24 protein-coding genes are annotated in these 26,673 nt (G+C 64.4%); 5 read left to right on the plus strand and 19 right to left on the minus strand.

Annotated elements, in window-relative coordinates; translation table 11 throughout:
- Positions 1–7: 7 nt before the first annotated feature.
- The gene (locus ACM9LZ_RS02890) at positions 8–787 is read left to right on the plus strand and encodes a MetQ/NlpA family ABC transporter substrate-binding protein (RefSeq protein ID WP_416617836.1); all 780 of its coding nucleotides are present in this window, start codon (positions 8–10) and stop codon (positions 785–787) included.
- Between the two features lie 45 nt (positions 788–832).
- On the opposite strand, the gene ACM9LZ_RS02895 is transcribed toward ACM9LZ_RS02890, so the two are convergent.
- The 5 genes from ACM9LZ_RS02895 to ACM9LZ_RS02915 form a co-directional block, all read right to left on the minus strand.
- Positions 833–1,771 carry a hydroxymethylglutaryl-CoA lyase gene (locus ACM9LZ_RS02895; protein ID WP_416617837.1) on the minus strand — a complete coding sequence of 313 codons (939 nt, stop codon included), beginning with the start codon at positions 1,769–1,771 and terminating at the stop codon, positions 833–835.
- A gap of 2 nt (positions 1,772–1,773) precedes the next feature.
- On the minus strand, positions 1,774–2,982 hold the full coding sequence (locus tag ACM9LZ_RS02900; RefSeq protein ID WP_416617838.1) for a CaiB/BaiF CoA transferase family protein: 1,209 nt from the start codon (positions 2,980–2,982) through the stop codon (positions 1,774–1,776).
- Positions 2,983–3,007: 25 nt separating this feature from the next.
- Positions 3,008–3,616 carry a 3-isopropylmalate dehydratase small subunit gene (leuD, locus tag ACM9LZ_RS02905; protein WP_029013476.1) on the minus strand — a complete coding sequence of 203 codons (609 nt, stop codon included), beginning with the start codon at positions 3,614–3,616 and terminating at the stop codon, positions 3,008–3,010.
- 3 nt (positions 3,617–3,619) lie between these two features.
- A complete protein-coding gene (gene leuC / locus ACM9LZ_RS02910) occupies positions 3,620–5,029 on the minus strand; it encodes a 3-isopropylmalate dehydratase large subunit (protein ID WP_416617839.1) in 1,410 nt (469 codons plus the stop codon).
- A gap of 137 nt (positions 5,030–5,166) precedes the next feature.
- Positions 5,167–6,579: an aldehyde dehydrogenase family protein gene (locus ACM9LZ_RS02915; protein ID WP_416617840.1), complete on the minus strand. Its 1,413-nt coding sequence runs from the start codon at positions 6,577–6,579 to the stop codon at positions 5,167–5,169.
- Positions 6,580–6,694: 115 nt separating this feature from the next.
- On the opposite strand from ACM9LZ_RS02915, the gene ACM9LZ_RS02920 reads away from it, so the two are divergent.
- Complete coding sequence (locus tag ACM9LZ_RS02920; RefSeq protein ID WP_416617841.1) at positions 6,695–7,747, plus strand: nitrilase-related carbon-nitrogen hydrolase; 1,053 nt, start codon at positions 6,695–6,697, stop codon at positions 7,745–7,747.
- 22 nt (positions 7,748–7,769) lie between these two features.
- On the opposite strand, the gene ACM9LZ_RS02925 is transcribed toward ACM9LZ_RS02920, so the two are convergent.
- From ACM9LZ_RS02925 to ACM9LZ_RS02975, 11 genes are all read right to left on the minus strand, one after another.
- Entirely contained in the window at positions 7,770–8,078 is a 309-nt protein-coding gene (locus ACM9LZ_RS02925; protein ID WP_416617842.1) for a DUF1330 domain-containing protein, read from the minus strand.
- Entirely contained in the window at positions 8,075–9,319 is a 1,245-nt protein-coding gene (locus ACM9LZ_RS02930) for an MFS transporter (RefSeq protein ID WP_416617843.1), read from the minus strand. The genes ACM9LZ_RS02925 and ACM9LZ_RS02930 overlap by 4 nt, the downstream gene beginning before the upstream one ends.
- A 129-nt stretch (positions 9,320–9,448) precedes the next feature.
- Positions 9,449–10,273, minus strand: coding sequence for an ABC transporter permease (locus ACM9LZ_RS02935; RefSeq protein ID WP_416617844.1), 825 nt, complete (start codon positions 10,271–10,273; stop codon positions 9,449–9,451).
- Positions 10,274–10,313: 40 nt separating this feature from the next.
- Positions 10,314–11,195, minus strand: a complete 882-nt coding sequence (locus tag ACM9LZ_RS02940; protein ID WP_416617845.1) for a hypothetical protein — start codon at positions 11,193–11,195, stop codon at positions 10,314–10,316.
- A 108-nt stretch (positions 11,196–11,303) separates the two neighbouring features.
- Entirely contained in the window at positions 11,304–12,359 is a 1,056-nt protein-coding gene (locus tag ACM9LZ_RS02945) for a zinc-binding dehydrogenase (RefSeq protein ID WP_416617846.1), read from the minus strand.
- Positions 12,359–13,102, minus strand: a complete 744-nt coding sequence (locus ACM9LZ_RS02950) for a DUF3108 domain-containing protein (protein ID WP_416617847.1) — start codon at positions 13,100–13,102, stop codon at positions 12,359–12,361. The genes ACM9LZ_RS02945 and ACM9LZ_RS02950 overlap by 1 nt, the downstream gene beginning before the upstream one ends.
- A 33-nt stretch (positions 13,103–13,135) precedes the next feature.
- Positions 13,136–13,969, minus strand: a complete 834-nt coding sequence (locus ACM9LZ_RS02955; protein ID WP_416617848.1) for an alpha/beta fold hydrolase — start codon at positions 13,967–13,969, stop codon at positions 13,136–13,138.
- Positions 13,966–14,586, minus strand: a complete 621-nt coding sequence (locus ACM9LZ_RS02960) for a glutathione S-transferase family protein (RefSeq protein WP_416617849.1) — start codon at positions 14,584–14,586, stop codon at positions 13,966–13,968. The genes ACM9LZ_RS02955 and ACM9LZ_RS02960 overlap by 4 nt, the downstream gene beginning before the upstream one ends.
- A 45-nt stretch (positions 14,587–14,631) precedes the next feature.
- Complete coding sequence (locus ACM9LZ_RS02965; RefSeq protein WP_416617850.1) at positions 14,632–16,848, minus strand: TonB-dependent receptor; 2,217 nt, start codon at positions 16,846–16,848, stop codon at positions 14,632–14,634.
- Positions 16,849–16,969: 121 nt separating this feature from the next.
- Positions 16,970–17,983 carry a zinc-binding dehydrogenase gene (locus ACM9LZ_RS02970; protein ID WP_416617851.1) on the minus strand — a complete coding sequence of 338 codons (1,014 nt, stop codon included), beginning with the start codon at positions 17,981–17,983 and terminating at the stop codon, positions 16,970–16,972.
- Positions 17,984–17,993: 10 nt separating this feature from the next.
- Complete coding sequence (locus ACM9LZ_RS02975) at positions 17,994–18,746, minus strand: glutathione S-transferase family protein (RefSeq protein ID WP_416617852.1); 753 nt, start codon at positions 18,744–18,746, stop codon at positions 17,994–17,996.
- A gap of 102 nt (positions 18,747–18,848) precedes the next feature.
- On the opposite strand from ACM9LZ_RS02975, the gene ACM9LZ_RS02980 reads away from it, so the two are divergent.
- The 3 genes from ACM9LZ_RS02980 (at position 18,849) to ACM9LZ_RS02990 (ending at position 22,813) form a co-directional block, all read left to right on the plus strand.
- Positions 18,849–20,207, plus strand: a complete 1,359-nt coding sequence (locus ACM9LZ_RS02980) for an MFS transporter (RefSeq protein ID WP_416617853.1) — start codon at positions 18,849–18,851, stop codon at positions 20,205–20,207.
- Between the two features lie 88 nt (positions 20,208–20,295).
- On the plus strand, positions 20,296–21,126 hold the full coding sequence (locus ACM9LZ_RS02985; protein WP_416617854.1) for a GntR family transcriptional regulator: 831 nt from the start codon (positions 20,296–20,298) through the stop codon (positions 21,124–21,126).
- Between the two features lie 232 nt (positions 21,127–21,358).
- A complete protein-coding gene (locus tag ACM9LZ_RS02990) occupies positions 21,359–22,813 on the plus strand; it encodes a DHA2 family efflux MFS transporter permease subunit (protein ID WP_416617855.1) in 1,455 nt (484 codons plus the stop codon).
- Positions 22,814–23,012: 199 nt separating this feature from the next.
- Here the strand turns inward: ACM9LZ_RS02990 and clpX are convergent, their stop codons facing one another.
- From clpX to tig, 3 genes are all read right to left on the minus strand, one after another.
- Positions 23,013–24,278, minus strand: coding sequence for an ATP-dependent Clp protease ATP-binding subunit ClpX (gene clpX / locus ACM9LZ_RS02995; protein WP_416617856.1), 1,266 nt, complete (start codon positions 24,276–24,278; stop codon positions 23,013–23,015).
- Between the two features lie 244 nt (positions 24,279–24,522).
- Positions 24,523–25,146 (minus strand): ATP-dependent Clp endopeptidase proteolytic subunit ClpP, encoded by a 624-nt coding sequence (gene clpP, locus ACM9LZ_RS03000; RefSeq protein WP_416617857.1) that lies wholly within the window; start codon positions 25,144–25,146, stop codon positions 24,523–24,525.
- An 83-nt stretch (positions 25,147–25,229) separates the two neighbouring features.
- Positions 25,230–26,570, minus strand: coding sequence for a trigger factor (gene tig, locus ACM9LZ_RS03005; RefSeq protein ID WP_416617858.1), 1,341 nt, complete (start codon positions 26,568–26,570; stop codon positions 25,230–25,232).
- Positions 26,571–26,673 lie beyond the last annotated feature (103 nt).

A 26,673-nucleotide genomic window follows, 5' to 3' on the forward strand; every position in this document is an offset into this window, starting at 1 on the left:
CTTTCCCATGCGCATTCCCGCCCTGCTGGCCCTGGCCGCCGCGTTGATCCTGTCCCCCGGTGCCGGGGCGGAAACCATCCGCGTCGGCGTTTCCGCCGGTCCGCATGCCCAGATCATGGAAAAGGTGAAGGAACAGGCCAGGGCTGACGGCCTGGACATCCGCATCCTGGAATTCAGCGACTATGTCGTGCCGAATGCCGCCCTGGACAGTGGCGACCTGGAGGCCAACAGCTTCCAGCACCAGCCCTATCTGGACAACCAGATCGCCGACCGGCGTTACAAGCTGGTGGCCGTCGGCCAGACCGTGACCTTTCCGCTCGGCCTGTTCTCCAGCAAGGTCAAATCATTGGACATGCTGCCCCGCCGGGCCCGGATCGCCATTCCCAACGACCCGACCAATGGCGGCCGCGCCCTGCTGCTGCTGGCCCGCGAAGGGCTGATCGGTCTTGATCCCAAGGTTGGATTAAAGGCAACCGTGCTGGACATCACCGACAATCCGCGGCGGCTGGACATCATCGAACTGGACGCCGCACAATTGCCGCGCAGCCTGGGTGATGTGGATGCCGCCGCCATCAATGGCAATTACGCGCTGGAAGCCGGGCTGGACCCGATCCGCGATGCCATCGCACGCGAACCCGCCAACGGCCCCTATGCCAACATCATCGCCGTGCGGGAAGCCGACAAGGACAAGCCCTGGGTGAAGAAACTGGTCGCCGCCTACCATTCCGAGCCCGTGAAGGCCTATATTGAGGAAACCTTCAAGGGGGCGCTGGTGCCGGCCTGGTAAGGTGACGTCCAGGGGAAAGGCCCTTGCCTTTCCCCTGGACCGGGATCACACGCCCCAGGCGCCGCAGAAGCCTTTGGGCAGACCGGCATCGGGGGTGAAGCCGTACATTTCCGTATCCGGCAAGGCCTGCTTCACCACATCGCGCACCGCCAGCAGCTTTTCCAGGTCGATCCCGGTGTCATAGCCCATGGCGGCCAGCATGAAGGCCAGATCTTCCGTCACGATATTGCCCGACGCGCCCGGCGCGAACGGGCAGCCACCGATACCGCCCAGGGAGGCGTCCAGCGTCGTGATCCCTTCATCCAGGGCGGCCAGCGCATTGGCCAGGCCCAGGCCGCGCGTATTGTGCAGATGCACGCCGGAACAGGCATGATCGCCCACCACGCCACGCACCGCGCGGATCATGCGCTTCAATTGCGCCGGGTTGGCGTAGCCAGTGGTGTCGGACAGGCCGACCTCGTCACAGCCGGCCTTCATCAGCGCCTCGGCGATTTCCAGCACCTTGGCCTCCGGCACCACCCCTTCCAGGGTGCAGCCGAAAGCAGTCGACAGGCCGCCTTCGAATTTCGGGCGGTTTTCCGGCGGCTGCGCCTTGATCAGTGCCGCGATGGCCGCCGTCTCCTCCAGCATCTGCGCGTGCGTGCGCCGCACATTGCGCAGGCTGTGGGTTTCCGACACCGACAGCGGGATGGTGATCTTATGGGCACCGGCCGCCACGGCGGCTTCCGCGCCGCGCAGGTTGGGCACCAGCACCGCCACGGTCAGGCCGGGGATGGTCCGGGCATAGGCCACGATCTCCGCCGTGTCGGCAAGCTGCGGCAGGATCTTGGCCGGCACGAAGGAGCCAACCTCGATCTCCCGCACCCCTGCCGCCGCTTCCGCCGCGATCCAGGCCTTCTTGGCTGCCGTCGGCATGATCGGGCTGATGCTCTGCAGCCCGTCGCGGGGACCGACCTCGGAAATCTCGATGAATGTGCCCGCCATGATCAACCCTCCGCCTGCACGATGATGCCCCGCGCCGTCAGATCGGCGATCCGGTCGCTGCCATAGCCCAGTTCGGCCAGGACTTCGGTTGAATGTTCACCCGGCTTGGCCAGATCACGCACCAGGGCCGGGCGCTGGCCATCCAGTTCCACCGGCAGGGCCGGCAGGCGGATCGGGCGGTCATCGCCCGGCAGGTGCATATCCAGCAGGCCGCCGGATGCCGCCAGATGCGGGTCTTCGAACAGATCTTCCGGCCGGTTGATGGGGGCGAACGGCAGTCCGATCTCCTCCAACCGGGCCAGCAGCTCTTCCTTGGTAAAGGTCTTGAACAGTTCCTGCACGCGCGGGATGATGCGGTCGCGCGCCTGTACACGGCCATTATTCTTGGCCAGTGTCTCGTCAGCGGCGAAATCATCCAGGCCGAACGCCTTGCAGAAGCCGACCCACTGACCATCGGTGACGACACCGGCAAAGACCGTCTGCTCGTCCTTGGTCTGGAACTGGTCATAGATGGCCCAGGCGGAGATGCGCACCGGCATGGGGCGGGCCGCCGTGCCCGTCACCACATATTGCGCCATATGCTGACCGACCAGGAACACGCAATTCTCGAACAAAGCCGACTTGACTGTCTGGCCACGGCCCAGCGTGCCGCGCTGGATCAGGGCTGCCAGCACGCCGATCACACCGAACAGCCCGCCGATCACGTCGATCACCGAGGCGCCGGCACGCAAGGGGCGGCCCGGCGGGCCGGTCATATAGGCAAGCCCGCCCATCATCTGCGCCACCTCGTCCAAGGCTGCGCGATGTTCGTAGGGGCCGGACAGGAAACCCTTGGCCGAGCAATAAACCAGGCCGGGATTACGCGCCTTCAGCGCTTCCTCGCCAAAGCCCAGGGCCTCCATGGCGCCGGGGCGGAAATTCTCGATCAGGACATCTGCCTTGTCGATCAGTTCCAGGGCGATGGCTTTGCCTTCCGGTGATTTCAGGTCAATCGACAGGCTGCGCTTGTTGCGGCCATACATGGGGAAATAGCCGGCACCCGATCCCAGCAGGCGGCGGGTATTGTCGCCGCCGATCGGTTCCACCTTGATGACATCGGCGCCCAGGTCACCCAGCACCATGCCGACCGTGGGGCCCATCACCATATGGGTGAATTCAATGACTTTCAGCCCGGCCAGCGGCAGGGGGGCGGCATTATCATTCTGCGACATGGCGCAACCTCGGCAATCGGATGGTTCAGAAAAAAAGCCACGGATGGCGCGCGCGATAGGCGCCTTCGAATGACTGGATGGTGGGCAGGCGCTTCAGGGTGACGCCGATGGCGTCCAGCCCTTCCAGCAGCATTTCCTTGTCGGCCGGCGGGATGGTGAAGGGCAGTTCCGTCCCGTCCGGCGTGCGCACGGTCTGCGCCGCCAGATCAATGGTCAGGATCTGCGGGTCTGCTTGTTCCACCAATGCGACGATCGACGGTTCCGGCAGGACCAGCGGCAGGATGCCGTTGCGTACACAATTACCCTGGAAAATGGCGCCGAAACTGGGGGCGATGACGCAGCGCACGCCATAATCCTGCAGGGCCCAGACCGCATGTTCACGCGAGGAGCCGCAGCCGAAATTGGGCCCGCCCATCAGGATGGGGGCCTTGCGGTAGGGCTGGCGGTTCAGCACGAAATCCGGATTTTCCACACGGGCGGCCACATCGCTGTAGCGCCAGTCGGCGAACATGCCCTCCCCCAGCCCTTCCTTCGACACGCGCTTCATCTCCCGCGAGGGAATAATGGCGTCGGTGTCGATATTGGCGCGGAACAGGGGGGCGGCAACGCCGGTCAGTCGGGTGAATTTTTCCATGGCTCAAGCCTCCCCCAGGCGACGCGGATCGGCGATATGGCCGGCAATGGCGGATGCCGCCACCGTCACGGGGCTGGCCAGATGCGACCGGGTCCCCGGCCCCTGCCGGTTTTCGAAATTGCGGTTGGTGGATGTCACCACCCGTTCGCCCTTGCCGAAATGCTCCCCACCAGCAAAGAAGCACATGGAACAGCCGCTTTCCCGCCATTCAAAGCCGGCTTCCTGGAACAGAAGGTGCAGGCCCTCGGCCTCCGCCGCCGCCTTCACCTGCATGGAGCCGGGAACGCAAATGGCGCGCACGCCCTTGGCCACCTTGCGCCCCTTCAGGATCGCGGCGGCGGCGCGCAGGTCGGACAGGCGGCTGTTGGTGCAGCTTCCGATAAAGGCGCCGTCGATGGGCAGGCCGATCAGACTGTCACCGGGGGCAAGGCCCATATATTCCAGCGCCCGGCGCTGGGCCTGGGCGGCCACGGGATCGGCGATGCCTGCCGGGTCCGGCACCTGGCCCGTCACCGGCACGGCATGTTGCGGGCTGGTGCCCCAGGTGACGGTGGGCGCGATATCAGCGCAATCGACCCGGATTTCCTTGTCGAAAACGGCATCCGCGTCACTGGTCAGGCTCTGCCAGTCGGCCGCCGCCTGTTCCCACAAATCGCCCGCAGGTGCGAAGGGCCGGCCCTTCACCCAGTCGATGGTCTTGGCATCCGGCGCCACCAGCCCGGTCCAGGCGGCGAATTCCACCGCCATGTTGCACAGGGTCATGCGCGCTTCCACCGACAGGGCTTCCACCGCCGGACCGGCAAATTCAATGGCATAGCCGGAACCACCACCGGCCCCATGGGAAGCGATCAGGTGCAGGATCATGTCCTTCGCGCCGACGCCCGCCGGCAAGGCCCCCTCAAACCATACCCGCATGGTGCGGGGCCGTTTGACCACCAGTGTCTGTGTCGCCAGCGCGTGCGCCGCCTCGGTAGAGCCAATTCCCCAGGCCAGCGCGCCCAGCCCGCCCTGGGTGCAGGTATGGCTATCCGGGCAGACCAGCGTGGCACCCGGCAGGGCGATGCCCTGTTCCGGTGACACGACATGCACAATGCCCTGGCGATTATCGCCAATATCGAAGATGCGGATGCCGGCTTCCGTCGCCGCCTCCCGCGTTTCCCGGATGAAGGCGATGCCACCGGGCATTGTCGTCTCGTCCCCCCTACCAGGGAACGTATCGACAATATGGTCCATGCAGACGAATGCCCGGTCGGGATGGCGCACGGGCCGCCCCTGCTCCTTCAGGCCCTTCAGGGCCATCGACCCCGTGCGCTCGTGCAGCAGCACACGATCGATATAAAGCAGGTCCGTCCCGTCGCCCAGATCGGCGACACAGTGGCGGTCCCACAATTTCTCGATCAGCGATTGCCCCATACCCGTTCCCCTTGAACTGCCAACCGGCGGATCGATCCCGCCGTGGGATGATCCCCTTGCGACTTTATAATGACCTTAAAGCATATAATGATCTATTGTTAGGTCATTAATACAACAACCATGATTTGTCACGTTCTTCAAGTCTCTTCCGCGAAGGCCGACAGCGGCAGCGGGCGGCCCGTCTGGGCAATCAGGGCCTGACGACGGAAGAAGCGGGTATAGCCATCAAGGCCCATGCGCGACGGCCCCAGGCCGCTCTCCCGAAAGCTCTGCTTGGGAGCCTCATGGAAAAGCGCGGTCAGGGCGGCATCGTTCAGGCTGACGGCACCGGCCACCAGACGGCGGGCCAACGCCGCCGCCCGGTCCAGGTCGCCCGCGAAAACCGCAGCCGACAGGCCATATTGGCCATCATTGGCCAGGGTGATGGCCTCCTCTTCACTGTCGAACGGCATGACGGGCAGCAGCGGGCCGAAGGTTTCCTCCCGCATCACGGCCATGTCGTGCGTGACATCGACAAGGATGGTGGGCCGCAACCACAGCCCGCCATGATCTTCCACTACCCCGCCGCTCAGCACGCGCGCGCCCTGATCGACGGCATCACGGATCTGATGCTCCAGTATCTCCGCCTGACGGGCAAAAATGATGGGCCCCAGTTCCCCCTTGGCACTGCCGGGTACGTTCAGGCGCACCGCTTCCGCCTGTTCCACCAGCCGACTCAGGAAATCGGCATAGAGCGGCCGGGCGACATAGATGCGTTCGATCGACTGGCAGGCCTGACCCGTGGCCAGCACCGATCCCCGCAGGGCCGCCGTGACGGCGGCGTCCAGGTCCGCGTCCGCCAGCACGATCAGCGGGTCCTTGCCCCCCAGTTCCAGGAAGCTGGGGATCAGGCGGCCGGCCGCCTGCATCGCCACCTTGCGGCCCGTGCTGACGGACCCGGTGAAGCAGACGCAATCCACGGCATCGACCAGCGCCTGCCCCGTGCCCCCGCCGCCCAGCACCAGGGCCAGCACATCGCCCAGCCCGGCAGCGGCCACGGCATCGGCCAGCGGGCGGGCAAAGCGCGGCGTCACTTCCGACGGCTTGATCAGCACCGCACTGCCGGCCAGCAACGCCGGAATGGCGTCGATCAGCGACAGGGTCAGGGGAAAATTCCAGGGACTGATCACCCCGACCAGATCATAGGGCACCCAGTTGGGCGCATGCCGGATGGCAGGATTGGCGCGGCCCTGCACCCAGCCTTCGGGCAACAGGCCGGGCGTGGCGGCGATCCAGCCCCCGATGGCGCCCCGCACACCGTCCAGTTCCATGCGCGCAATGCGCTGCCGGCCGGTATCGGTCGCCAGCGCCGCGACAATGGCCTGTCCATGATCACCCAGGGCCGTGGCGAAGCGGGCCAGGGCCGCGGCGCGCCCTTCCAGCCCCAGCGCGCGCCATTGCAGCTGGCCCGCGCGCAGGTGCGCGGCAACGGCCATCACGGTTGCCGTATCGGCGCCATCGATATGATCATCGACCTTCCCCGTGCGGGGATTGCGGACCGGAATTTCCATGGCGCCCCTCCTGCTCTATTGATATAAAGTTATATCATTGGAAATTACGCCACGATAGACATATCGCGCAATGCCCGGCCATGCAGTCGGGGCCATGCCGACCAAGGAGATGCCGATGACATCCACCCCTGCCGCCTACATGGCCCTTGCCCTGCAGGTGACCTGTCAGGCCGTGAACAATTGCCCCGACAAGGCGACGGCCCGGACACGGATGCTGGCCAGCATCGCGCGCATCCGGGCACAGGTGATCGCGTCGAAGCGGTTCATCGGTCCCGATGTGCGGCTGGTGGTGCTGCCGGAATATTTCCTGACGGGCTTTCCCATGGGGGAAAGCCCGGCCGAATGGGCGGACAAGGCGGCGCTGGACCTGGACGGGCCGGAATATGCGGCATTGGGGGAGTTGGCGCGGGCGGCAGACAGCTTCATCGCCGGCAACGCCTATGAGCGCGATCCGCATTTTCCCGGTCTCTATTTCCAGGCCAGTTTCGTGGTGGCGCCCGATGGCCGCGTCATCCTGCGCTATCGCCGTCTGATCTCCATGTTCGCGCCCAGCCCCTACGATGTCTGGGACCGGTATATCGATGTCTATGGCATCGACGCCGTCTTCCCTGTGGCGGATACGGAGATCGGGCGGCTGTCGGCCATCGCGTCGGAAGAGATCCTGTATCCGGAGATCGCCCGGGCGCATGCCCTGCGCGGCGCTGAGATTTTCGTGCATTCATCCTCCGAGGTGGCAAGCCCCCTGCCCACGCCGAAGAACGTGGCCAAGCAGGCCCGCGCCATCGAGAACCTTGCCTATGTGGTGTCGGCCAACTCGGCAGGCATTGCGGATATCGCCATCCCCGCCGCCTCCACCGATGCCGGTTCCAAGATCATCGATTTCCGCGGGCAGGTGCTGGCCGAAACCGGATATGGTGAAAGCATGACCGCCAACGCCACCATCGACCTGGGCGCCCTGCGTGCCTGGCGGCGGCGTCCCGGCATGGGGAACATGCCGGCCCGCCTGCCCCTTCCCCTGTTCGCGCAAGCCTATGCCGGCGCCCAGGCGCAATTGCGCAACGGCATGATCGGGCCGGACGGACAGGTGATCCCACCGGCCGGCCCCGCCTTCTACCGCGAGCGGCAAGCGCGGGTCATCGATGCACTGGACAAGGCGGGGATCATCTGAGATTGGCGGGTGGGCAGCGTGATCAGCCCACCCAGTCCCCCTCCACGGCCAGCACGCGCACAGTGGCCAGCCCCTGGCGCGCCTGCTTCAGCACGGCATAGTCGGGGCTGTCCCAGAACCGGCGCAGGGACGCCATGTCGGGCCAGCGGCTGACCAGGGTGACGGCACCATCATGGGCATCGCCCTCCAGCGCCACGGCTGGCCCCTTGCCGCGCAGAACATATTCGCCGCCATGACGGGCCACCAGTTCGGCGGCGGCCTTGGCATAGACGGCCACGAACCCTTCCCGGTCATGGATATGGGCGGTGATGATCATATAGGCAGGCATCATTTTGTCTCCGCATCGGCGGCGCGCAGGCTTTCCGCGCTGGGATAACGGCCAAGGGTCAGCAGCAGGGCGGCGCCGAACACGAACCCCACGCCGCCATAGATCAGGCCGATGTCGTAACTGCCGGTCTGCACAAAGATACGGCCGAAGGCCCAGGGGCCGAACCCGGCCCCCAGCGCGAAGAAGCCGTACATCATGCCGTAAATGGCACCATAGGCCTTCATGCCGTAATAGCGGCTGACCAGGAAGGCCATGATGTCATATTCCACACCGGCCGCGAATCCGATCAGGATCACGGAGAAGGCCGCCGCCATGGTGCTGACCTCTCCATGCGTCAGCAGCCAGCAGGCCAGGGCCGGCATGGCCAACAGCACAAAGGCCACGCCCGGCGCCCAGAACCGGTCGATCAGCCAGCCGCCCAGGATGCGCCCGGCAATGACGGCCGGCCCCATCAGGCTGGCGATCTGCACGGCCTGCTGCACATCCATGCCCTTGGTGCCCAGGATCTTCTCCAGGTTGGGGATGGGGCCGCCGACCGCGAAGGAAATGGGCACAAAGGCCAGGCCCAGCACCCAGAAACGGTAGCCGCCAATGGCCTGGCGCAGGCTAAGGCCCCCTTCCGCGCGCTTGACGGGCGCCCCCTTGGCCTTGACATCCGTGGTGTCGTGGAAGAACAGCAGGCCGACGGGCAATGCGATCAGCAGCGGCAGCAGCGCCAACCCGACATAGGCCACGCGCCAGCCGAACTCCCCGATCAGGAAATTGGCATAGAGCTTGGCGGCGGCACCGAACAGGCCCGTGCCCAGCAGGGCCAGCCCCAGCGCCAGACCACGGTTGGCGTTGAACCAGTTGTTGACGGCGCGGGTCCAGGTGATGGGCAGCGTGCCGGCACCCAGCGCCGCCATCAATATCCAGTTCGCATAGAACATCACGAGCGAACCGTTGGACAGCGCGAAACCCGCCAGCGTCAGCCCGAACAGGGCAACCGACGACAGGGCGACCAGCCGCACCCCGAACCGGTCGGCCAGCAGGCCAGCCACCGGACCGGCCACCAGGGCGCCCAGGGTCATGAACATCATGGAAACCATGATCTGGTCCACGCCCCAGCCGAATTCCTGGGACAGCGGCCCCACGAAGACGCCCAGCGTATAGATCGGGATGGGCGACAGGCCCGTGCCGATACCCAATGCCGAGGCCAGGACGACCCGCCAGCCTTCCCTGAATTCCGACCGATCGACCGACATCTGCGCCCCGGCTTAATTGGTATATTGATCGATCATTATTGCGGACAGAGAAGGCAAGCGGCAATGGGAAAGGGGTGAGGCGCTCCCCCTTTGTCCACTGTATGGTCAACGGCCCGGCGGGCGCTCATCCTACGCCTTCAACCGCCACCCGCGGCGCAGCAGCAGCCAGGTGACTGTTCCCAACACCAGGTTGGCCAGCAACAGAACGGCCGCCCCCGTCAGAAGGCTGAAATCGGCAGTGCCTATGAAGCCGGCGCGAATGCCGCCGATCATCATATGGAAAGGGTTCCAGTATGCGATCGTGATCCAGGGTTCCGGCAGCGTATCCAGCGCATAGAAGGTGCCCGACAGCAGCGACAAGGGCTGGATGACGAAACTGGTCACCGCCGACATATGTTCGAACTTTTCCGCCCAGATGCCGGTCAGAAGCCCCAACAGGCCCAGAAGACCCATGGCCAGCGTACCGAACAACAGCAACAGCAACGGTTCTCGCGGCAGCAGTGCTTCCGACCCCATCCACAGCACCATGACAAGCCATGTCGCCAGCCCGACCAGCCAGCCGCGTGTCATGGCCGCCCCGACATGCCCCGCGATGATGTCAGCGGGTGACAGGGGCGCCATCAGCATGTCCACGATGCCGCCATTGGTCTTGCCGGACATGATGGAGGACGAGCTGTTGGCGAAACTGTTCTGGATCATGCCCGCCGCAATCAGGCCCGGGGCCAGGAAGAACAGGTAATCCACCCCCAGTACTGCCGCCCTGCCCTGCGGGTTGACGATGGCGAACACGGCAAGCAGAACGATATTCATGAAGGCCGGCGCCCAGATGGTCTGGGCCTGAACCTTCATGAAGCGCTGCACTTCCTTGCGGTACAGGGACGTGACGGCCAGCCGGCGGCTTCGCCGCCCGGCAAGCTGGCCGAAAGCCAGGTCACTTACGCGCGTCGGTGTCATCCGTTGCCCTCTCCGTCCATTCTACCGGCATGGCCATCCGTCAGCCTTCCACAACCTCCACCAGCACCCCGTCGGGGGTACGCAAGGTGCCGGCACGACGGCCGGCATAATGCGCACCGGACCGCACGGACGGCGGCGTGATCCAGGGGCCGGGCACGCCATCCAGATCCGCGCGCAGCAGACTGACCATGGCGATACCCGCCGGCAGTTCACCCGCCACCTGCGGGCGCGGCACGGCCCCGGCCGGAAGCGTGTCGAACTCCAGGCAGACCAGGCCACGGGCCTTGGCCGTGCGCAGCCTGATCTTGTTGGACAACGGCAGGCCAAAGGCCTCGTTGATCAGGCGATAGCCGATTTCCATGGTCATGCGCGGTTCCACGGCCAGTTGCCGCTCAAACCAGGCGTATGTTTCGTCGGATTCCGAACAGCCCATCACCATGATGAAGATATGATCGATGGGGGCAGCCGGGCGCGGCAGACCGTTGCCCGGCACCTTGGACTTGATCTCCGTCAGGAAGCTGATCTCCCCGTCGGGTGCCCGGACCTGCATCGGATGGATGGTGGGTAGGCTTTCCATGGGCTTGGGCGGCCCGATCACATCGAAGGGAGAGGCATCCATGACAGCGCCCGTCGCGAACACGTCCTCCACCCCGATTTCCATGGCCGACCAGCCAAGAGAGCGCATGGGCACCGTTTCGGCCGGCGAGGTCCCCCGCACCAGCCGCAGGAATATCTCCACCCCCGATGCGGGCCCCAGCAGCACCTGTTCCCGTCCCGCCATGGCGGGTGCGCCCCAGCTTTCGGCCAGGGCGCGGTCGATGATCCCGGCCTCGATCCGGCGGTAGCCGAACCATTCCTGGTAAAGGGCTGCCGCACGCTCCGGATCGGCGACGGTCACAGTGGCGCTTCTGATGATACCCATGGCCGTGTTTCCCCCTGATGGCTGGTCTGGCAAGAAAGTGACAAATGAAAAAGCAGGGTCTTCCGGCCACCCGTGAGGGAAGCCGGAAGACCCCGAAGGCTGGCACATTCAGCCGGGTGACGGATCGGGGGCCACCTGGCACAGGCGAACCCCGCGATTGCCACCGGCAAACAGGCTGCCGAGCGCGGCGGGCATGGTTTCCAGCCCCTGGCTCGGGTCTTCGATCGGCAGCAGCACGCCCTGGTCGTACCAGGCACGCAACTGCCGTTCCGCCACGGGAAATTCCGCAGCGTGGTCCTGCACGAAGAAACCCTCCATGCGGGACCGGTAGCGCAGAAGCCTTGTGTAGTTGGGCGGGCCGTAACGCTCGCCCGGCGCGTAATCCGTGGCGATCAGTCCGCAGATGATCACCCGCGCCCGCAGTGCCAGATGGTCCAGCACCGTGTTCAGGATGGTGCCGCCGACATTGTCGAAATAGACATTGATGCCGTCGGGGGCCAGTTCCCGCAGCCGCCCGGCCAGGTCCGCGCTGCGGTAATTGATGCTGGCATCAGCCTTCAGCGTGTCGCGCAACCAGGCACATTTATCGTCGCTGCCGGCGATGCCGATGACCCGGCCGCCCAAGGCGCGGGCGATCTGCACCGCAGCGGAACCGACACCACCCGCCGCCGCCGACACCAGAACGGTATCACCGGGCTGCACCTGCCCCACCTTGGTCAGGCCGAAATAGGCGGTCATGCCGGCCGCCCCCAGCGTGCCCAGATGCAGGCGCAGGGGCCAGACCGGATTATCGACCTTGTAGATGTCGAAGATCGTGCCTGTGGTGCCGTCGGGGCGCAGCAGGGCATAGTCCTGCCAGCCCAGGGAGCCGATGACGATCTCCCCTTCCCGGTAGGCCGGATGGCGGGAATGCCGCACGATGCCCAGCCCGCGCCCGCGCATCGGATCACCGATGCCAAGCTTGCTATGCATGCCGACGCCGCCCGTGATGTAGCTGCGCTGCGCCGGCGACGTGCCCAGAAGGATGACCTGAACCAGGATCTCCCCCTCCTCCGGAACCGGCATCGGGCTGGAAACCAGGTCGAAATTATGGTCGCCGACCGGTTCGCCATCCAGCGGCCGCCGGGCCACGCGCCATTGCCGGTTGAAGGTGGGCAGGTCCATCAGATGTCCCCTTCCCCACGTTCCAGCACCGCCAGTTCGTAATAGGTCTGCATGTAGCCGGTGACATGACCCTTCAGGAAGATATGGTCCCCGTCGGCCGTGACCCAGACATGGTAGGGCGGGTGTCGGTCGGTGCCCATGTACTCGTCATCCGTGTTGGCGCCGACCAGGAAATGCAGCGCCTGGAAGGTGCCGGCCTTCACGGTCAGTTCCTCTTCCCCGATGAAGGTCAGATTCAATTCCCGTGCCGTCACCAGCTTCGGCCCATCGGCACCGCGATGATGGGTGGAGCACATCAGGAAATAGGGGATGACCTGCCGGCCCGGCCCCTGGGAAAGGTCGAAGCAGCGGGTGGTCAGCGCATCGGCCTGGATCGGGTGCGTGCCGAAGAAGCAGGGCCGCTCCGCCAGCCTTATTTCCTGTGAGAAATGACCTTCCCGGACATTATAGCCGTGAGCACGGGCCATGCCGTCGCGGAAATCGAACCAGGTCGATCCGACGAAGGCGTCATCAACCGAAATCTGGACAAACCCGCCCATGGGGGTCCAGTCCGGGGCCAGGTTCGTGATGCTGTCACGCAGCACGCGCGGCGAATTCTCGTCGATGATGCAGGTGGCGCGCAGCGTGCGCCGCCCATCTCCATGCTTGGTGATCAGGAAAGTTTCGCCGCCGCGCCGCTTGCCTTCCATGCCAGGGCGCCGCGACAGATAGTCGATGCGTCCGCGAATGGTCGTGTGATCCAATCTTTCCTCCCGTTACCGAATGGTTGGGTCTGGTCAGCGCCGCGCATGATCGCGGATGAACTGGTGCAGCACGGCGCAGAAGGCGTCCGGCTCCTCGTCCGCGGCATCGACGCCGACATCGTCCATATGGACGAAGCGGGCATCGGGGAAGTCGGCCACCGCCTCCTTCGTCTCCACGTAATTGTGATCGCGCGGGCCGGCGAACAGCAGCGTCGGGCAGGTGACCCCCGCCGCCAGCGCGCGATGGTCGGTATGGCCCATGGCCTGGTAAAGCCACTCCCAATGCCGGCATTGCAGCAGGGCGATCATGGTGCGAACCGCCATGGCCTCGGTGAAGCAGTTGCGGGACGGATCGGCCATTTCCCGTCCGCTCATCTCCCAGCGTCGGACCCAATGGCCTTTCACCACCTCTCCCGCCCGGTCGAAGCTGCGGGGCCTGGCGCCGCGCAGCACCTCGCCATAGGCGCGATTGTCCACGTTGGGCCAGCCATAGGCCGAAAAGCTCAACACGCGCTCGCCCATCTGCCTCACCATCTGCGCGCCCAGCGAGGCGCCCAGGTGATGGCCCAGCACATGAAAGCGCTGGAATCCCAGCCCCTGCACCGCCTGGGCCAGATAGCGGCCATAGGCGGGGCCGTCCGGCTGGTGTGCGGGCAGGTCGGACTGGCCGCAGCCGGGCATGTCCAGCGCCACCGCGTGATATCCCAAGGCCGCCAGCCGCGGCAGGATGGGTTCCCACATGCTGGCCGCGTCCGATGTGGCATGCAGCAGCAGCAGGGGCACGCCGCGGCCGGCCGACAGGTAATGCATCTGCCCCTGTTCAAAATCGACATAGCCCCTGATCACAGGGATCTGCGTGCCGGTCATCTCACCCACTCCCGTTCGGCGAATTGCTGGTAGGCGGGGCGCTGGCGGCAGCAATCCAGCCAGGATGCAATGGCAGGCCAGCGCGTCAGATCGAACGCACTGCGCGCCAGCAGGTCCGCCGCCGCCGCGACATTCAGGTCCCCCACCGTGAAGGTCGGGCCCGCAAGATAGGGACCATCCGCCAGCGCCTTTTCCAGATGCCCGCACAGGGTTTCGTTCCGGGCGGCCAGTTCGGCCAGTTGTGCATGGTCGCGGCCTTCGGGTGGCCGATACATGTACTGGATGGTGCGGACCATGGCCGGCGGCTCGAACTCGGTGGCCGCCCACAAGGTCCATTGCAGGATACGGGCGACTGCGGCGGGATCATCCTGCGGCCAGAGGCCGGGGCCATACCGCCAGGCCAGGTAGAGGTTGATGGCATAGGATTCCGTCAGCGTGAACTCCCCGTCCCGCAGGGCCGGGATCTTGCCGGCCGGATTGATCTTCAGATAATCGGGCCTCCGGGTATCGCCGGTCGAATAATCGACCGGCTCCACCTGATGGGGCACATCCAGTTCCGCCAGCAGCCAGTAGTTCCGATGCGTGCGGGGGGCGAACTTGCCGAAAAGCGTGATCATTCCGTCTCCCCATCGCCGGAACCGCAGGCGGCCGGCGGCATGCCGTCAAAGCCCGAAGCGGACGCGGACCAGGAAGGTACGCGGCTCGTTCGCATAGGCCGTCAGGGCCGGCGACGTGGCGTTGGAAATCTGCAGGGTGGAGAAGGCGAAGGTTTCCTTCGTGATGTTCCGTCCTTCCAGCGACACGGTCAGGTCTTCGTCCCGGTTGGTCCAGGAAATGGTCGCGTTGAACAGGTCGTAGGCGGGGGTCGCCGTCAGCGGGATCGTGTTGGAAACGTTGTTGTAGAACTTCTCCGAATGTTCCCAGCTACCCGACAGGGACAGGGCACCATCCCTCACCCCGTCGATCGTGTAGACGAAGCCGGCATTGGACTTGAAAGGGATCACGCCCTTCAGGTCCTTGTCGCGGCAATCCACGATGGCGGTGTTGCCCAGCGAGCAGAGGAAGGATGACGTGTAGTCCCCGTCCAGGATGGCGGCCGAGGCATAGAGCTGCAGCGCCGGCGTCACCTGCCAGACCGGCTCCAGTTCGATACCGCGCACCCGCGCGCCGGCGGCATTGTTGGTCGTGCTGACCACCGTGCCGGGGAAGAACACGGGGAGATGCAAGCCCTTGTAATCAGCCTGGAACAGGGCCGCGTTCAGGCGGAACCGGCGATCGGGCGTGCTGAACTTGCCCCCAACCTCATAGCTCTTCACCGTTTCCGCGCCGTATGGCGAGGGTCGGCCGCGCTCTCCCCCGCCGATGATCGTGCCGGGGGAGATGGAGTTGAAGCCGCCGCTCTTGAAGCCTTCGGTAAAGGAGGCGTAGAAGAAGATGTCGCGATTGGCTGCCCAATCCAGGCTGACCTTGGGGGTCAGCTTCTTGAAGGTACGGCTGTCGGACTGCGGTTCGGGCACAAAGGCCGCGAAGGTGGGATAGAACTGCGTGAACTTGGCCTTCTCGGCGGTGTATCGCAGGCCGCCGGTCACACTCACGCTGTCGGTGATCTTGAAGGTGCCCTGGCCGAACGCCGCATAGGCATCCGTGGTGCGATCCTTGAAGGCCGGCGTGGTGTAGGGAGCGGTATCTTCCTGCTCGCCCTTCTCGTAAAAATAGAAGACGCCGCCCAGCATGCTGAACCGGTCGCTCTCATAATTGAGCGTCAGTTCCTCGGAAAAGAACTTGTCGGTGAAATTGTAGCTGATGCCGATCACACCGGCCGGCAGTTCCACGAAGGGCACGCCGGTCAGATTGTCCATATAGCCATAGGCCGTCGTCGACCGCAGGCTGAGCGCGTCGCTCAGGATGACGGAAAGATTGGCACTGGCGTTGTAGCTGTTGGTCTTCTGCGCGCGATATCCCGACAATTCCGTGGTGCGCAGGTCGCGGCCCGGCACAGCGTTGGGATTGGTCACGCCCGGCAGGACCGATACAGACGTACCGACCTGCAGGTCGCTGTGGTCACGCACATAGGAACCCGCCAGTTCCAGTTCCACATCCTCGTTCGGGGTGAACAGCAGCTTGCCCCGCACACCGACCGAGTTGCGGTCATTGATCTTGTGGTCGCCGATGGCCGGCGCGTCCATCACACCGTCGCGCTTGCGGACCACGGTGCTGAGCGACGCCGCCAGCCTGTCATCCACCAGGCCGCCGCTGACATAGCCGCGGAATTCCGTGGTGTTGTAGCTGCCCAGCGCCACGTCGCCGCCATAGGTCAGGTCGAAGCTGGGCTTGCGCGTCACGATCTTCAGCGCACCGCCAGAGGTGTTGCGGCCATATAGCGTGCCCTGCGGGCCCCGCAGAACCTCGATCCGTTCCACATCAAAGAAATCGAAGAACTGGTTCTGCGGCCGGGGCTGGTAAACATCGTCCACATAGATGCCGACAGCCGGATCATAGAGAACGCCGCCATTCTCCTGCCCGATGCCGCGCAGCACGATGCGGGCAATGTTGGACAGACCGGCCGCCGGCTGGATCAGCACACCGGGGATCTGGCTGTTCAGGTCGGAGACATTCATCACCTGGCGCTGGTCCAGCATATCGGCGGAAAAGGCCGAAACAGCGATGGGCGTGGTCTGGAGGCTGGAGGCGAACCGCTGCGCGGTCACCGTGATCTCTTCCAACTCATAGCTTGCGACGGGCACCACCGGCTCCGTTGCCGGCGCCTGCGCCATCACCGGAACCGCCAGGGGCGCCGCCAGGAAGCTGGCCGCGACCATGGTCGCGATGTCCCGCACACGCTTAGCGGATTGTCCCGTTGCGGAAGTTCGTTCCGACATCTCCCAAACCTTTCCTGTTTTGAAGTTCTGCCTGTCTGCGGCGACGGTCTATGCCGTCGGCGATCTTTTGTTGAAAGGTATATTATTATGCTTTTTATACCTCTACAAGCGCTTTTCGCAGCTAATTGATGGCTGACGGATCCACACGCACCAGCGTCTTGCCAAGGTTGTTGCCCTGAAGCAGGCGGTCGAACTGCTGGGGGGCCGTGTCGATCCCCTCGCTGACATCGCGCAGTTCGACCAGACGGCCAGCCTTGATATGCGGCGTGGCAAATGCCACCCATTCGGCCAGGCGCGGGAAGAAATCATAAACAACCAGACCCAACATATGGGCCCGCTTGCCGATGATGGTGCCGATGGGCATGGTCGGGCGCGGCCCGTCGGCATGGTAATGTTCGGCCAGGCCGCACAGAACCACGCGCCCGTAAATCCGCAAGCTGGACAGAACCGGCAGCAGGACCGAGGCGCCGACATTCTCGAAATGCACGCTGGGGCCGCCGCCCGTCGCCGCCGTCAGCGCCTTGATCCAGTCCGGCTGCCGATAGTCGATGCAGTCGTCAAACCCATAGACATCGCGGGCCTGTGCGCATTTTTCCGGCCCGCCGGCAATGCCCACCGCGCGGGCGCCCAGGATCTTCGCCAACTGGCCCGCAGTGCCGCCCACCGCCCCGGCCGCAGCGTCGATGGTGAAAACATCGCCCTGGGAAACGCGGGCAAGCTGGGTAACACCGGCCCAGGCCGTCAGACCCGGCGTGCCCAACAGACCCAGATGCACAGCCAGACCAAGGGACGGATCGACCTTGCGGGCGCCTGCCGCATCCATCATTCCGAACTCGCCCCAGCCGGCCTGACCGACGACATGGTCGCCCTTGGCAAAACGGCTGTCACCGGAAGCCACCACCTCGGCCACGCAATAGCCGGGCAGCGGTTCCCCCGCGTCGGGATGCGGTTCCCCCATATGCTGCCCGCGGATGGCCTGGCCCAGATAAGGGTCAAAGGTCAAATAAAGGATACGAACCAGCAGCTTCCCATCGCCCGGATGATCGGGCACGATACGTTCCACGATCTCGAAATGGGTGGGGACAGGCTTGGTTTCTATCCGGTGCTTCAGCACCACTTCACGGCTCTTCGGCATTTTCTACCTCTCAGCGGGAAAGCATGTTCGCGGACTGCGCCTGCTCTGCGGCCTCTGCCGCGATACGGGCGGCGCGGGCTGCACGCAAATGTATGGACATTTCAGACACGATTCGGGCGACGATGGGATCACGCTGTACGGCCTGCCAATAGCGTGCCAGCTTCGGCCGCGTCAGCAGGACCGACGGCGCATCGAAGAAGGGCAGGAAATCCAGCGTCAGCCAGATGGTGGGGACCAGCGTGCAATCGGCAAGCGTCAGACGGCCGGCAATGGCGTAGTCGCCGCCCGGCATATGATATTCCAGCCGGTCATACCCATCGGCCAGCCCCAACAGCGCGGCATCCACGGCAGCCTGATCGCGTGTCAGCGGGTTGCGGCTGCGGAACAGGATCGACAGATGGTTCAGCACCGAGCCGTCCGTCAGCCGGATCAACATCCGCATGCGCGCCCGGTCCAGGATGGTGTCGGGCTTCAAGGGCGGGTCGGGCTGCAGATCATCGAAATAATCCATGATCGCTTCGGATTCCTGCAGGATGAACCCATCCTCCAGCCACAGGGTCGGCACCCGTCCAAACCTGAACTCGGCCTTGAAATCAGGCATGTTCAAGGGCCCACGCGGCGGCACAAGCTCCACCTGCCGTTCCAGCGCCTCCCCCTTCGCATATATCGCCATACGCGCCCGAACCCCCCAGGCCGAGGAGCCCGTATTCAACATTCGCATTGTCATCCGCCATTTCCTGTCGACTGGCCTGCAAACTCGCATAAGATGGTCTAAAGTATATCTTTATATCTTGTAAAGGCCTATAATTATACCTTATGAACATGCTAGCTCGATCAAAGCGCACGGCGCAGGAGGATCATCGGTATGGCCATTCTCATCCCCGACACCCATGCCGGGCCATCGGTCGCCGAGCCTTCCGTTCCGCAGCGTGCTTCCACCAGGGCCTGGGCCGCCCTGATCATTCTGACCGCGGCCTATGCGGTGGCCTTTCTGGACCGGGTGATCCTGTCCCTGATGGTCGATCCGATCCGTCAGGACCTGCAGGTGTCCGATGCCCAGATCGGGCTTTTGCAAGGTTTCGCCTTCAGCCTCATCTATAGTGTGCTGGGGGTACCGCTGGGGCTGGCGGTGGACCGCTACAATCGTGTGCGTATCCTGATCGGCGGCATGGTGGTGTGGAGCATCGCCAACATGGCCTGCGGGCTGGCTGTCAATTTCAATGAATTGTTCATGGCCCGCGCCTTCGTGGGGGTAGGTGAAGCGGCCCTGGCCCCCGTCGCCGCGTCCCTGATCACCGCCTATTTCCCGCCTGCTCAGCGGGGAACCGCTTTCGGGGTATATGTGGCGGGCAATTCCATGGGGGCCATCATCGCGCTGATGCTGGGTGGCCAGTTGCTGGCCCTTTCCGCCCACCTGATCGACATGTTCCCGGCATTGCTGGGCGGCTATTCGCCCTGGCATGTGGTCTTCTTCATTACCGGCCTGCCCGGCCTGATGATCGCCGCCATCGTGCCGCTGATCATCAAGGAACCACCCCGCATCGTTGAGGTGCCAAGGGTCGCGCCGGGGATGAATGGCGCCGCCGCGGGCCGGCGGGTGCCCTATGCACTGCTGACCTGTCTCATGCTGGCCGGCGTGCTGGTGGCGTCCTGCGCCTATGCCATGATCAGTTGGTTTCCCACGCTGCTGATGCGGACCCATGATTTGTCGGTCCAGCGCACGGGCGTGCTGTTCGGCATGACCTCCATGGGCATGGGACTGATCAGCAGCCTGATCAGCGGTGCCGTCATCGCCTGGCTGATCCGCCGGGGGCGGCCGGATGCCCCCGTTCTGACCGGTATCGCAGCCGGTGCCGGCTATATCCTGTTCGGCATCTTCGCCTGCCTGACGGGTGATGTCGGGTTGGCGCTGACCGCCTCAGCCCTGGCCTCGCTACTGTCCAACTGGATCACGCCGTCGGTGCTGACGGCACTGACACGGGTGACGGCGGCCGGCCATGTTGGCCGGGTCGTGGCCATCTACACGATGCTGACGGGGCTTCTGTCCATGACCATCGGATCGGCGCTGCCGGGCCTGCTGGCCGACACCCTGTTCCCGACGCCGACGGGCATCGGCCAGGCTCTGGCCGTGGTGTATGGGGGATCGGCCGTGCTGGCGATCGTGCTGTTCCTCGTCGCCCGGCCTCTGTTCATTGCCGAACTGAAGCGGTCCGAGCCAGCCTGACGGACCGTTTATCCGAACTGTGGACTTGAAACCGTCCGGCGTGCCGCATACAGGTGGGAGATAACAGTAAACGAGGAAACGGAACCTGATGCAGTCCAAGGCCGGCCAGCCCCCTCACGTGGTGGGAGGCGATCGCAACAAGCTGTGGCCCCCGGTCGACGCCAGCCTGCCGACGCCGCTCTATCATCAGGTCTTCCTGACCTTGCAGGAGAAGATACGCCGCGGCGATTTCGGCGCAGATGGCCAGTTACCCAGTGATCAGGAGATCGCCGACCGGCTGGAGGTGTCGCGCATCACCGTGAAGCGTGCGCTACAGGAACTGGCGGCACGCAAGATGGTGGTGCGCGGCCGCGGGCGGGGCACGGTCGTCGCCCCCAACAGCGGCCTGCCCATTGTGCGGGGCTCATTCGACGGGCTGACCGATTCCGTGCTTGAATCGGGGTTCGGAACCAAGATCGATCTGCTGGAAACCACGTCCGTACCGGCATCGCCCAGCGTCGCGCATCGCATGGAAGTCAGCGTGGGAACACCCATGCACCGCAGCAAGTGGCGCCGCAGGATCGAGGGGCAGCCCTTCTCCTTCTTCACCTCCTTTGTCTGCGAATCCGTTGCCGAACGGTTCGGTGTCAATCAGGAGGAGACGCTGCCCTTCGCACTGGTGCTCCAAAGTCAGGGTTACGACCGGCTGATGAGCGGCCAGTGGATCTCCGCCACGGCAGCAGAGACGGAGGTGGCGGCCGTGCTGGCCGTGGATGTCGGCTATCCCGTGCTGCGGGTGGAACGGGTGATGCATGACGAGCAGGGTGACCCGATCCAGTACCTGATCGGCTTTTACCGGTCCGATCAATTCAACTGGTACATCCGCAGCGAAGGGCCGTTCGTCGGCACCGTGGTCAAGAAAATGACCGAAAAGGATTGAGGCGGATCAGATCCGGCCAGCCAGAGGGGCGGTGCAGCGATGGGAACCAGCAGCTTTGCTGGTGACACCCTGATTTTAATGTGATAATGCTATATTATTAAGTCATTTCCGGTGACGGCATTGTCCGTCCCTGGGACGGCCGGCCTGTTCCCCCCTCCCTGCCCGCCGCCCCTGTCTTTTCCGCGCCGAACGGTCCAAGGGATGCGCATGTCGTGGAGCGGCAGGGCCGGCCATGGAAAATGAACCGCGAGAGCCCACCACGATGCCCGGCCGGCGAGAGCTGGCCGGTTTCGCCGCCTTGGGCGTCGGCATGTTCATGGCCGTGCTGGACGTGCAGATCGTCGCCGCCTCCCTGGGCCCGATCCGGGATGGCCTGGGGGCCACCAGCGACGAGGTGAGTTGGGTTCAGACCAGCTATCTTATCGGCGAAGTACTGATGATCCCCCTGACGGGCATGCTGGTCCGGCTGATGTCAAGCCGCTATCTGTTCATGGTGTCCGCCGGCGGCTTCACCCTTGCCAGCCTGGGCTGCGCGCAGGCGACCAGCATGGATGCCATGATTGTCTGGCGCGCGATACAGGGCTTCATTGGCGGGGCCATGGTGCCGATGCTGTTCGTCGCCATCTTTCGCCTGTTCCCCGACGGAAGGCGCGGGGCGGCCATGGCGGCCGTCACCGTGCTGGGCACATTGGCGCCCACCATGGGACCGGCGGTGGGGGGCTGGCTGACGCACCAGTTCTCCTGGCACTGGCTGTTCCTGATCAACCTAGTACCGGGCGTGATCATCACGCTGGTCGGGTGGCGGGCCATCGCCTGGGACCGGCCGGACTGGTCGCAACTCCGCCATCTGGATGTGGCGGGAGTGGGACTGCTGGTCATCACCCTCGGCGCCGGCATTTATGTGCTGGAAGAGGGAACGCCCAAGGGCTGGTTCGATGATGATACGATCCGCTATGGCACCGTCACGGCCATCATGGGCGGCCTACTGCTGGCGTTGCGCCTGCGTATCGCACGCCATCCCGTGGTGCGGCTGACACCGTTCCGCGAACGCCTTTTCGCCGTGGGCGCCGGTTATTCGGCGCTGACGGGAGTGGGCGTGTTCGGGATGATCTTCCTGCTGGTCATGTTCATGGACCTGGTGCAGGGGCTGGATGCCATGACTATCGGGCTGGTCATGGGCCTGTCGGGACTGACGCAACTGGCCATGACGCCCCTGATGGGCTGGCTCACCGACCGGATGGACCCGCGTCTGATGCTGGGCCTGTCGCTGGTCTGCTTCGCGGCGGCCGGGTGGATCAACAGCGGTGTCACGCAGGATTGGACGGCAACCGACCATGTGGTCCCGCAGTTGCTGCGCGCCCTGGGGGTCACCTTCATCTTTCCGCCTGTCAGCCTGATCAGCTTCGCGCGGGTCGGCCCAGCTTTGCTGCCCGATGCCAGCGGCATCTTCAACCTTCTGCGCCTGCTGGGCGGGGCCGTCGCCATCGCCGTTCTGAACAGCCTGCTGCTTCATCGGCGCGACCTGCACATGGCCGCCGGCATCTCAGCGGAACGCGAAGCCACGGCCATGGCCTTCGCCGATGCCTTTGCGGGCCTGACGGTGCTGTTTACCCTCGCACTGCTGGTGCTGATATGCCTACGCCTGCCCCGCCTGTCGGCCGCGGCAGACAGGCCCGTATCACACTGATACCGTCGGCCTGAATGATTGGGCTTTGGCCACGCGCCACGTGCCGCGTGGCAGCGGTCGCCGCCGTACCTTCGGTCAAACATTTTGGACAGATTGGTATGACCAGGTGCGGGGACGGACGAGCAATCGAAAAAAGGGCGGCCCATTGCGGGGCCGCCCTTCATCCCTGTTCAACCGGTCCTGTTCAATTCGGGTGTTATCAGGCCCCGGGAGCCACCTGATTGGCACGATCGGAATAGATGTAGAGCGGCTTGGCACGCCCCTCCACCACTTCCTTGTTGACCACGATCTCTTCCACACCCGTCAGGCCGGGCAGATCATACATCGGGTCCAGCAAGATCGTTTCCATGATGGAACGAAGGCCGCGGGCGCCGGTCTTGCGCTCAATCGCCTTGCGGGAGATGGCGCGCAACGCCTCCTCATGCACCGTCAGCTTGACGTCTTCCATCTCGAACAGGCGCTGATACTGCTTGACCAGGGCATTCTTCGGCCTGGCCAAAATCTCGATCAGCGCCGTCTCATCCAGGTCATGGAGAGTGGCCAGCACAGGCAGGCGGCCGACAAATTCGGGGATAAGGCCGAACTTCAGCAGATCCTCCGGCTCGACCTCCCGCAGGATGTCGCCCGTGCGCCGCTCGTCGGGCCCACGGACATCGGCGCCGAAGCCGATGGAGGTGCCCTTGCCCCGCGCGGCGATGATCTTCTCCAGCCCTGCGAAGGCCCCACCACAGATGAACAGGATGTTGGTCGTATCCACCTGCAGGAATTCCTGCTGCGGATGCTTGCGCCCCCCCTGCGGCGGAACGGAGGCGACCGTGCCTTCCATGATCTTCAGCAGGGCCTGCTGCACACCCTCGCCCGACACGTCGCGCGTTATGGACGGATTGTCGGACTTACGGCTGATCTTGTCGACCTCGTCGATATAGACGATGCCGCGCTGCGCCCGCTCGACATTATAGTCGGCGGCCTGAAGCAGCTTCAGAATGATGTTCTCGACATCCTCGCCCACATAACCGGCTTCGGTCAGGGTCGTGGCGTCAGCCATGGTGAAGGGCACGTCGATGATGCGGGCCAGGGTCTGGGCCAGCAGCGTCTTGCCCGACCCGGTGGGGCCGACGAGAAGGATGTTGGACTTGGCCAGTTCCACATCATTGTGCTTCGCCCCGTGGGCCAGCCGCTTGTAATGGTTATGAACGGCCACGGACAGCACGCGCTTGGCGTGTTCCTGACCGATGACATAGTCATCCAGCACCGTGCTGATATCGCGCGGGGACGGCACACCGTCGCGGGACTTCACCAGCGTGGTCTTGCTTTCCTCGCGGATGATGTCCATGCACAGCTCGACGCATTCATCGCAGATGAACACGGTGGGGCCGGCAATGAGCTTGCGCACCTCATGCTGGCTCTTTCCGCAGAAGGAGCAGTAGAGGGTATTCTTGCTGTCGCCGCCGGTCGACTTGGTCATATGGGCTCCGTACATCACCGGATGGCGTATGGCCCCTGGCCCGGCTGGCCCTTGACCGATACGCCCAACCATCCCTCGCGGGATGTCTGTTCCAAGCGGGCCTTCCGCCATCTCCGGTCACCCTTGCCCTTCCTGTGGAAGGGGGACGGGCACACAGGGCCGACGATGGACGCCCTCTTGGAACCTATTCAACAACACGAAAAGCGGCGGGATCAATATATACTTGTTCGTCGCCGCTTCTGCTTTACGCCGCCTGGGTGAGGCCACCGGGCCGATGGGCGATCACCTCGTCCAGGATACCGAAGGCCTTCGCCTCCTCCGGACTCATAAATTTGTCACGCTCGACAGCCTTTTCAATGACATCCAGCGTCTGGCCCGTATGCGTGACGAAAATTTCGTTCAGGCGCTCGCGCAGACGCAGGATTTCCTGGGCCTGGATTTCGATGTCGGCCGCCTGACCCTGGGCGCCACCCGAAGGCTGGTGGATCATGATTCGGCTGTTGGGAAGCGAGAACCGCTTGCCCGGCGCACCGCCGGCCAGCAGCAATGCCCCCATGGAAGAGGCCTGACCCATGCAGATCGTTGCCACGGGGCAGCGGACATACTGCATCGTGTCATAGATCGCCAATCCCGCCGTCACATAACCGCCAGGGGAGTTGATGTAGAAGGAGATTTCCTTGGTCGGGTTTTCCGCTTCCAGGAACAGAAGCTGGGCGCAAACAAGGCTGGCGACGGCATCGTTCACGCCACCGACCAGGAAGATGATCCGTTCCTTCAGGAGTCGGGAATAGATGTCGTATGCCCGCTCGCCACGATTGGTCTGCTCGACCACCATAGGAACCAGCGCGTTCATCTGCGGCTCGATCATGATCCCTGCTTCGCTCCTAACCGGCAGCCGCGGGGCCTGGATTGGTCCCCGCGGTACTCAACGCTTTCAAGGTCGGCGTGGCCTCAGGCCGCCGCCTCCTCTTCCTCGTCCGGGTCGCGCATCAGCTCTTCGACCGACACGCTCACCTCGTTCACCTTAACCGTTCCGAGGATGAAGTCGACAACCTTATCCTCGTAGATCGGGGCGCGCAGGCTTTCGACGGCCTGCGGGTTCTTGCGGAAGAAGTCGAACACCTGCTGTTCCTGGCCCGGATAACGGCGGACCTCATCGAACATCGCCTGGTTCAACTCCTCACGGCTCACCGAGATATTGTTACGGCGGCCGATTTCGGAAAGGAGCAAGCCAAGACGCACGCGCCGGACAGCAATGTCACGATATTCGGCCTTGAGGGCTTCCTCGTCCTTGCCTTCATCCTCGGCATCCGCACCGCCGCGGGCCAGTTCGTCCTGCAGGCGCTTCCAGATCTGCTCGAACTCGATGTCGACCATGCCGGCCGGGACGTCGAAGCTGTGCAGCTCGGCCAGCTTGTCCAGCAGGGCGCGCTTGGCGCGCAGGCGCGACGTGGCGCCATACTCGCCTTCCATGCGTTCGGTGATGGCCTTCTTCAAGGCATCCACATCGTCGAAGCCGAAGGACTTGGCCAGATCGTCATTGATCTCGGCGTCCTTGCCGGCTCGCAGCTCCTTGACCCGCACCTCGAAGATGGCTTCCCGGCCGGCCAGCTCGGCAGCATGATACTCGGTCGGGAACGTCACCTTGACGGTCACGTCGCTGTCGGCCTTGGCGCCGACAAGCTGATCCTCGAAGCCGGGAATGAACGAACCGGAACCCAGCTCCAGCTCATAATCCTCGCCATTCATGCCCGCCCGCTTCTCACCATCGACGGAACCGTCGAAGTTGATCAGCAGGATGTCGCCCAGAACGGCCGCCCGATCCTCCTCGACCTTCTCGGTCGTGCGGCGGCCCTTGGCCAGGCGGCCCAGGCTCTCCGTCACAGCGTCATCGGCCACCGGGGCAACGGGCTTGTCGATCTCCACGGCGGACAGGTCAGCCGGCTCGATCTCGGGCAGAAGCTCGACGGCGACGGCGAATTCCAGATCCTGGCCGGGGTCGAACTTCAGAACCTCGATCTTGGGCTGCAGTGCGGGGCGCAGGTTGTTTTCGGACACGGCCTTCTGGGCGCCGTCATTGACCGCCTCTTCCAGCACCTCGCCCATGACCGACTGGCCATAGCGCTGCTTCAGGATCGGCATCGGCACCTTGCCCGGGCGGAAGCCAGGGATCTTCACGGTCTTGCCAACCTCGGTCAGCCGGGTCTGCACCCGCGATTCGATATCCTGGGCCGTGATGACGACCTTGAAGTCGCGGCGGAGGCCTTCAGCGCTGGTCTCGGTGATCTGCATGGGACGAAATGCCTGTCTTCTGTCTGTTCGCCCCAGCCCCCTCTGCCATTTCAGGGACCGAAGCTCCCGCGGGGTGGGCCGGAAACCGGCTGCCGCGGTGGGT

Origin of the sequence: Niveispirillum fermenti (assembly GCF_048066175.1) — a bacterium.
GTDB lineage: Bacteria > Pseudomonadota > Alphaproteobacteria > Azospirillales > Azospirillaceae > Niveispirillum > Niveispirillum fermenti.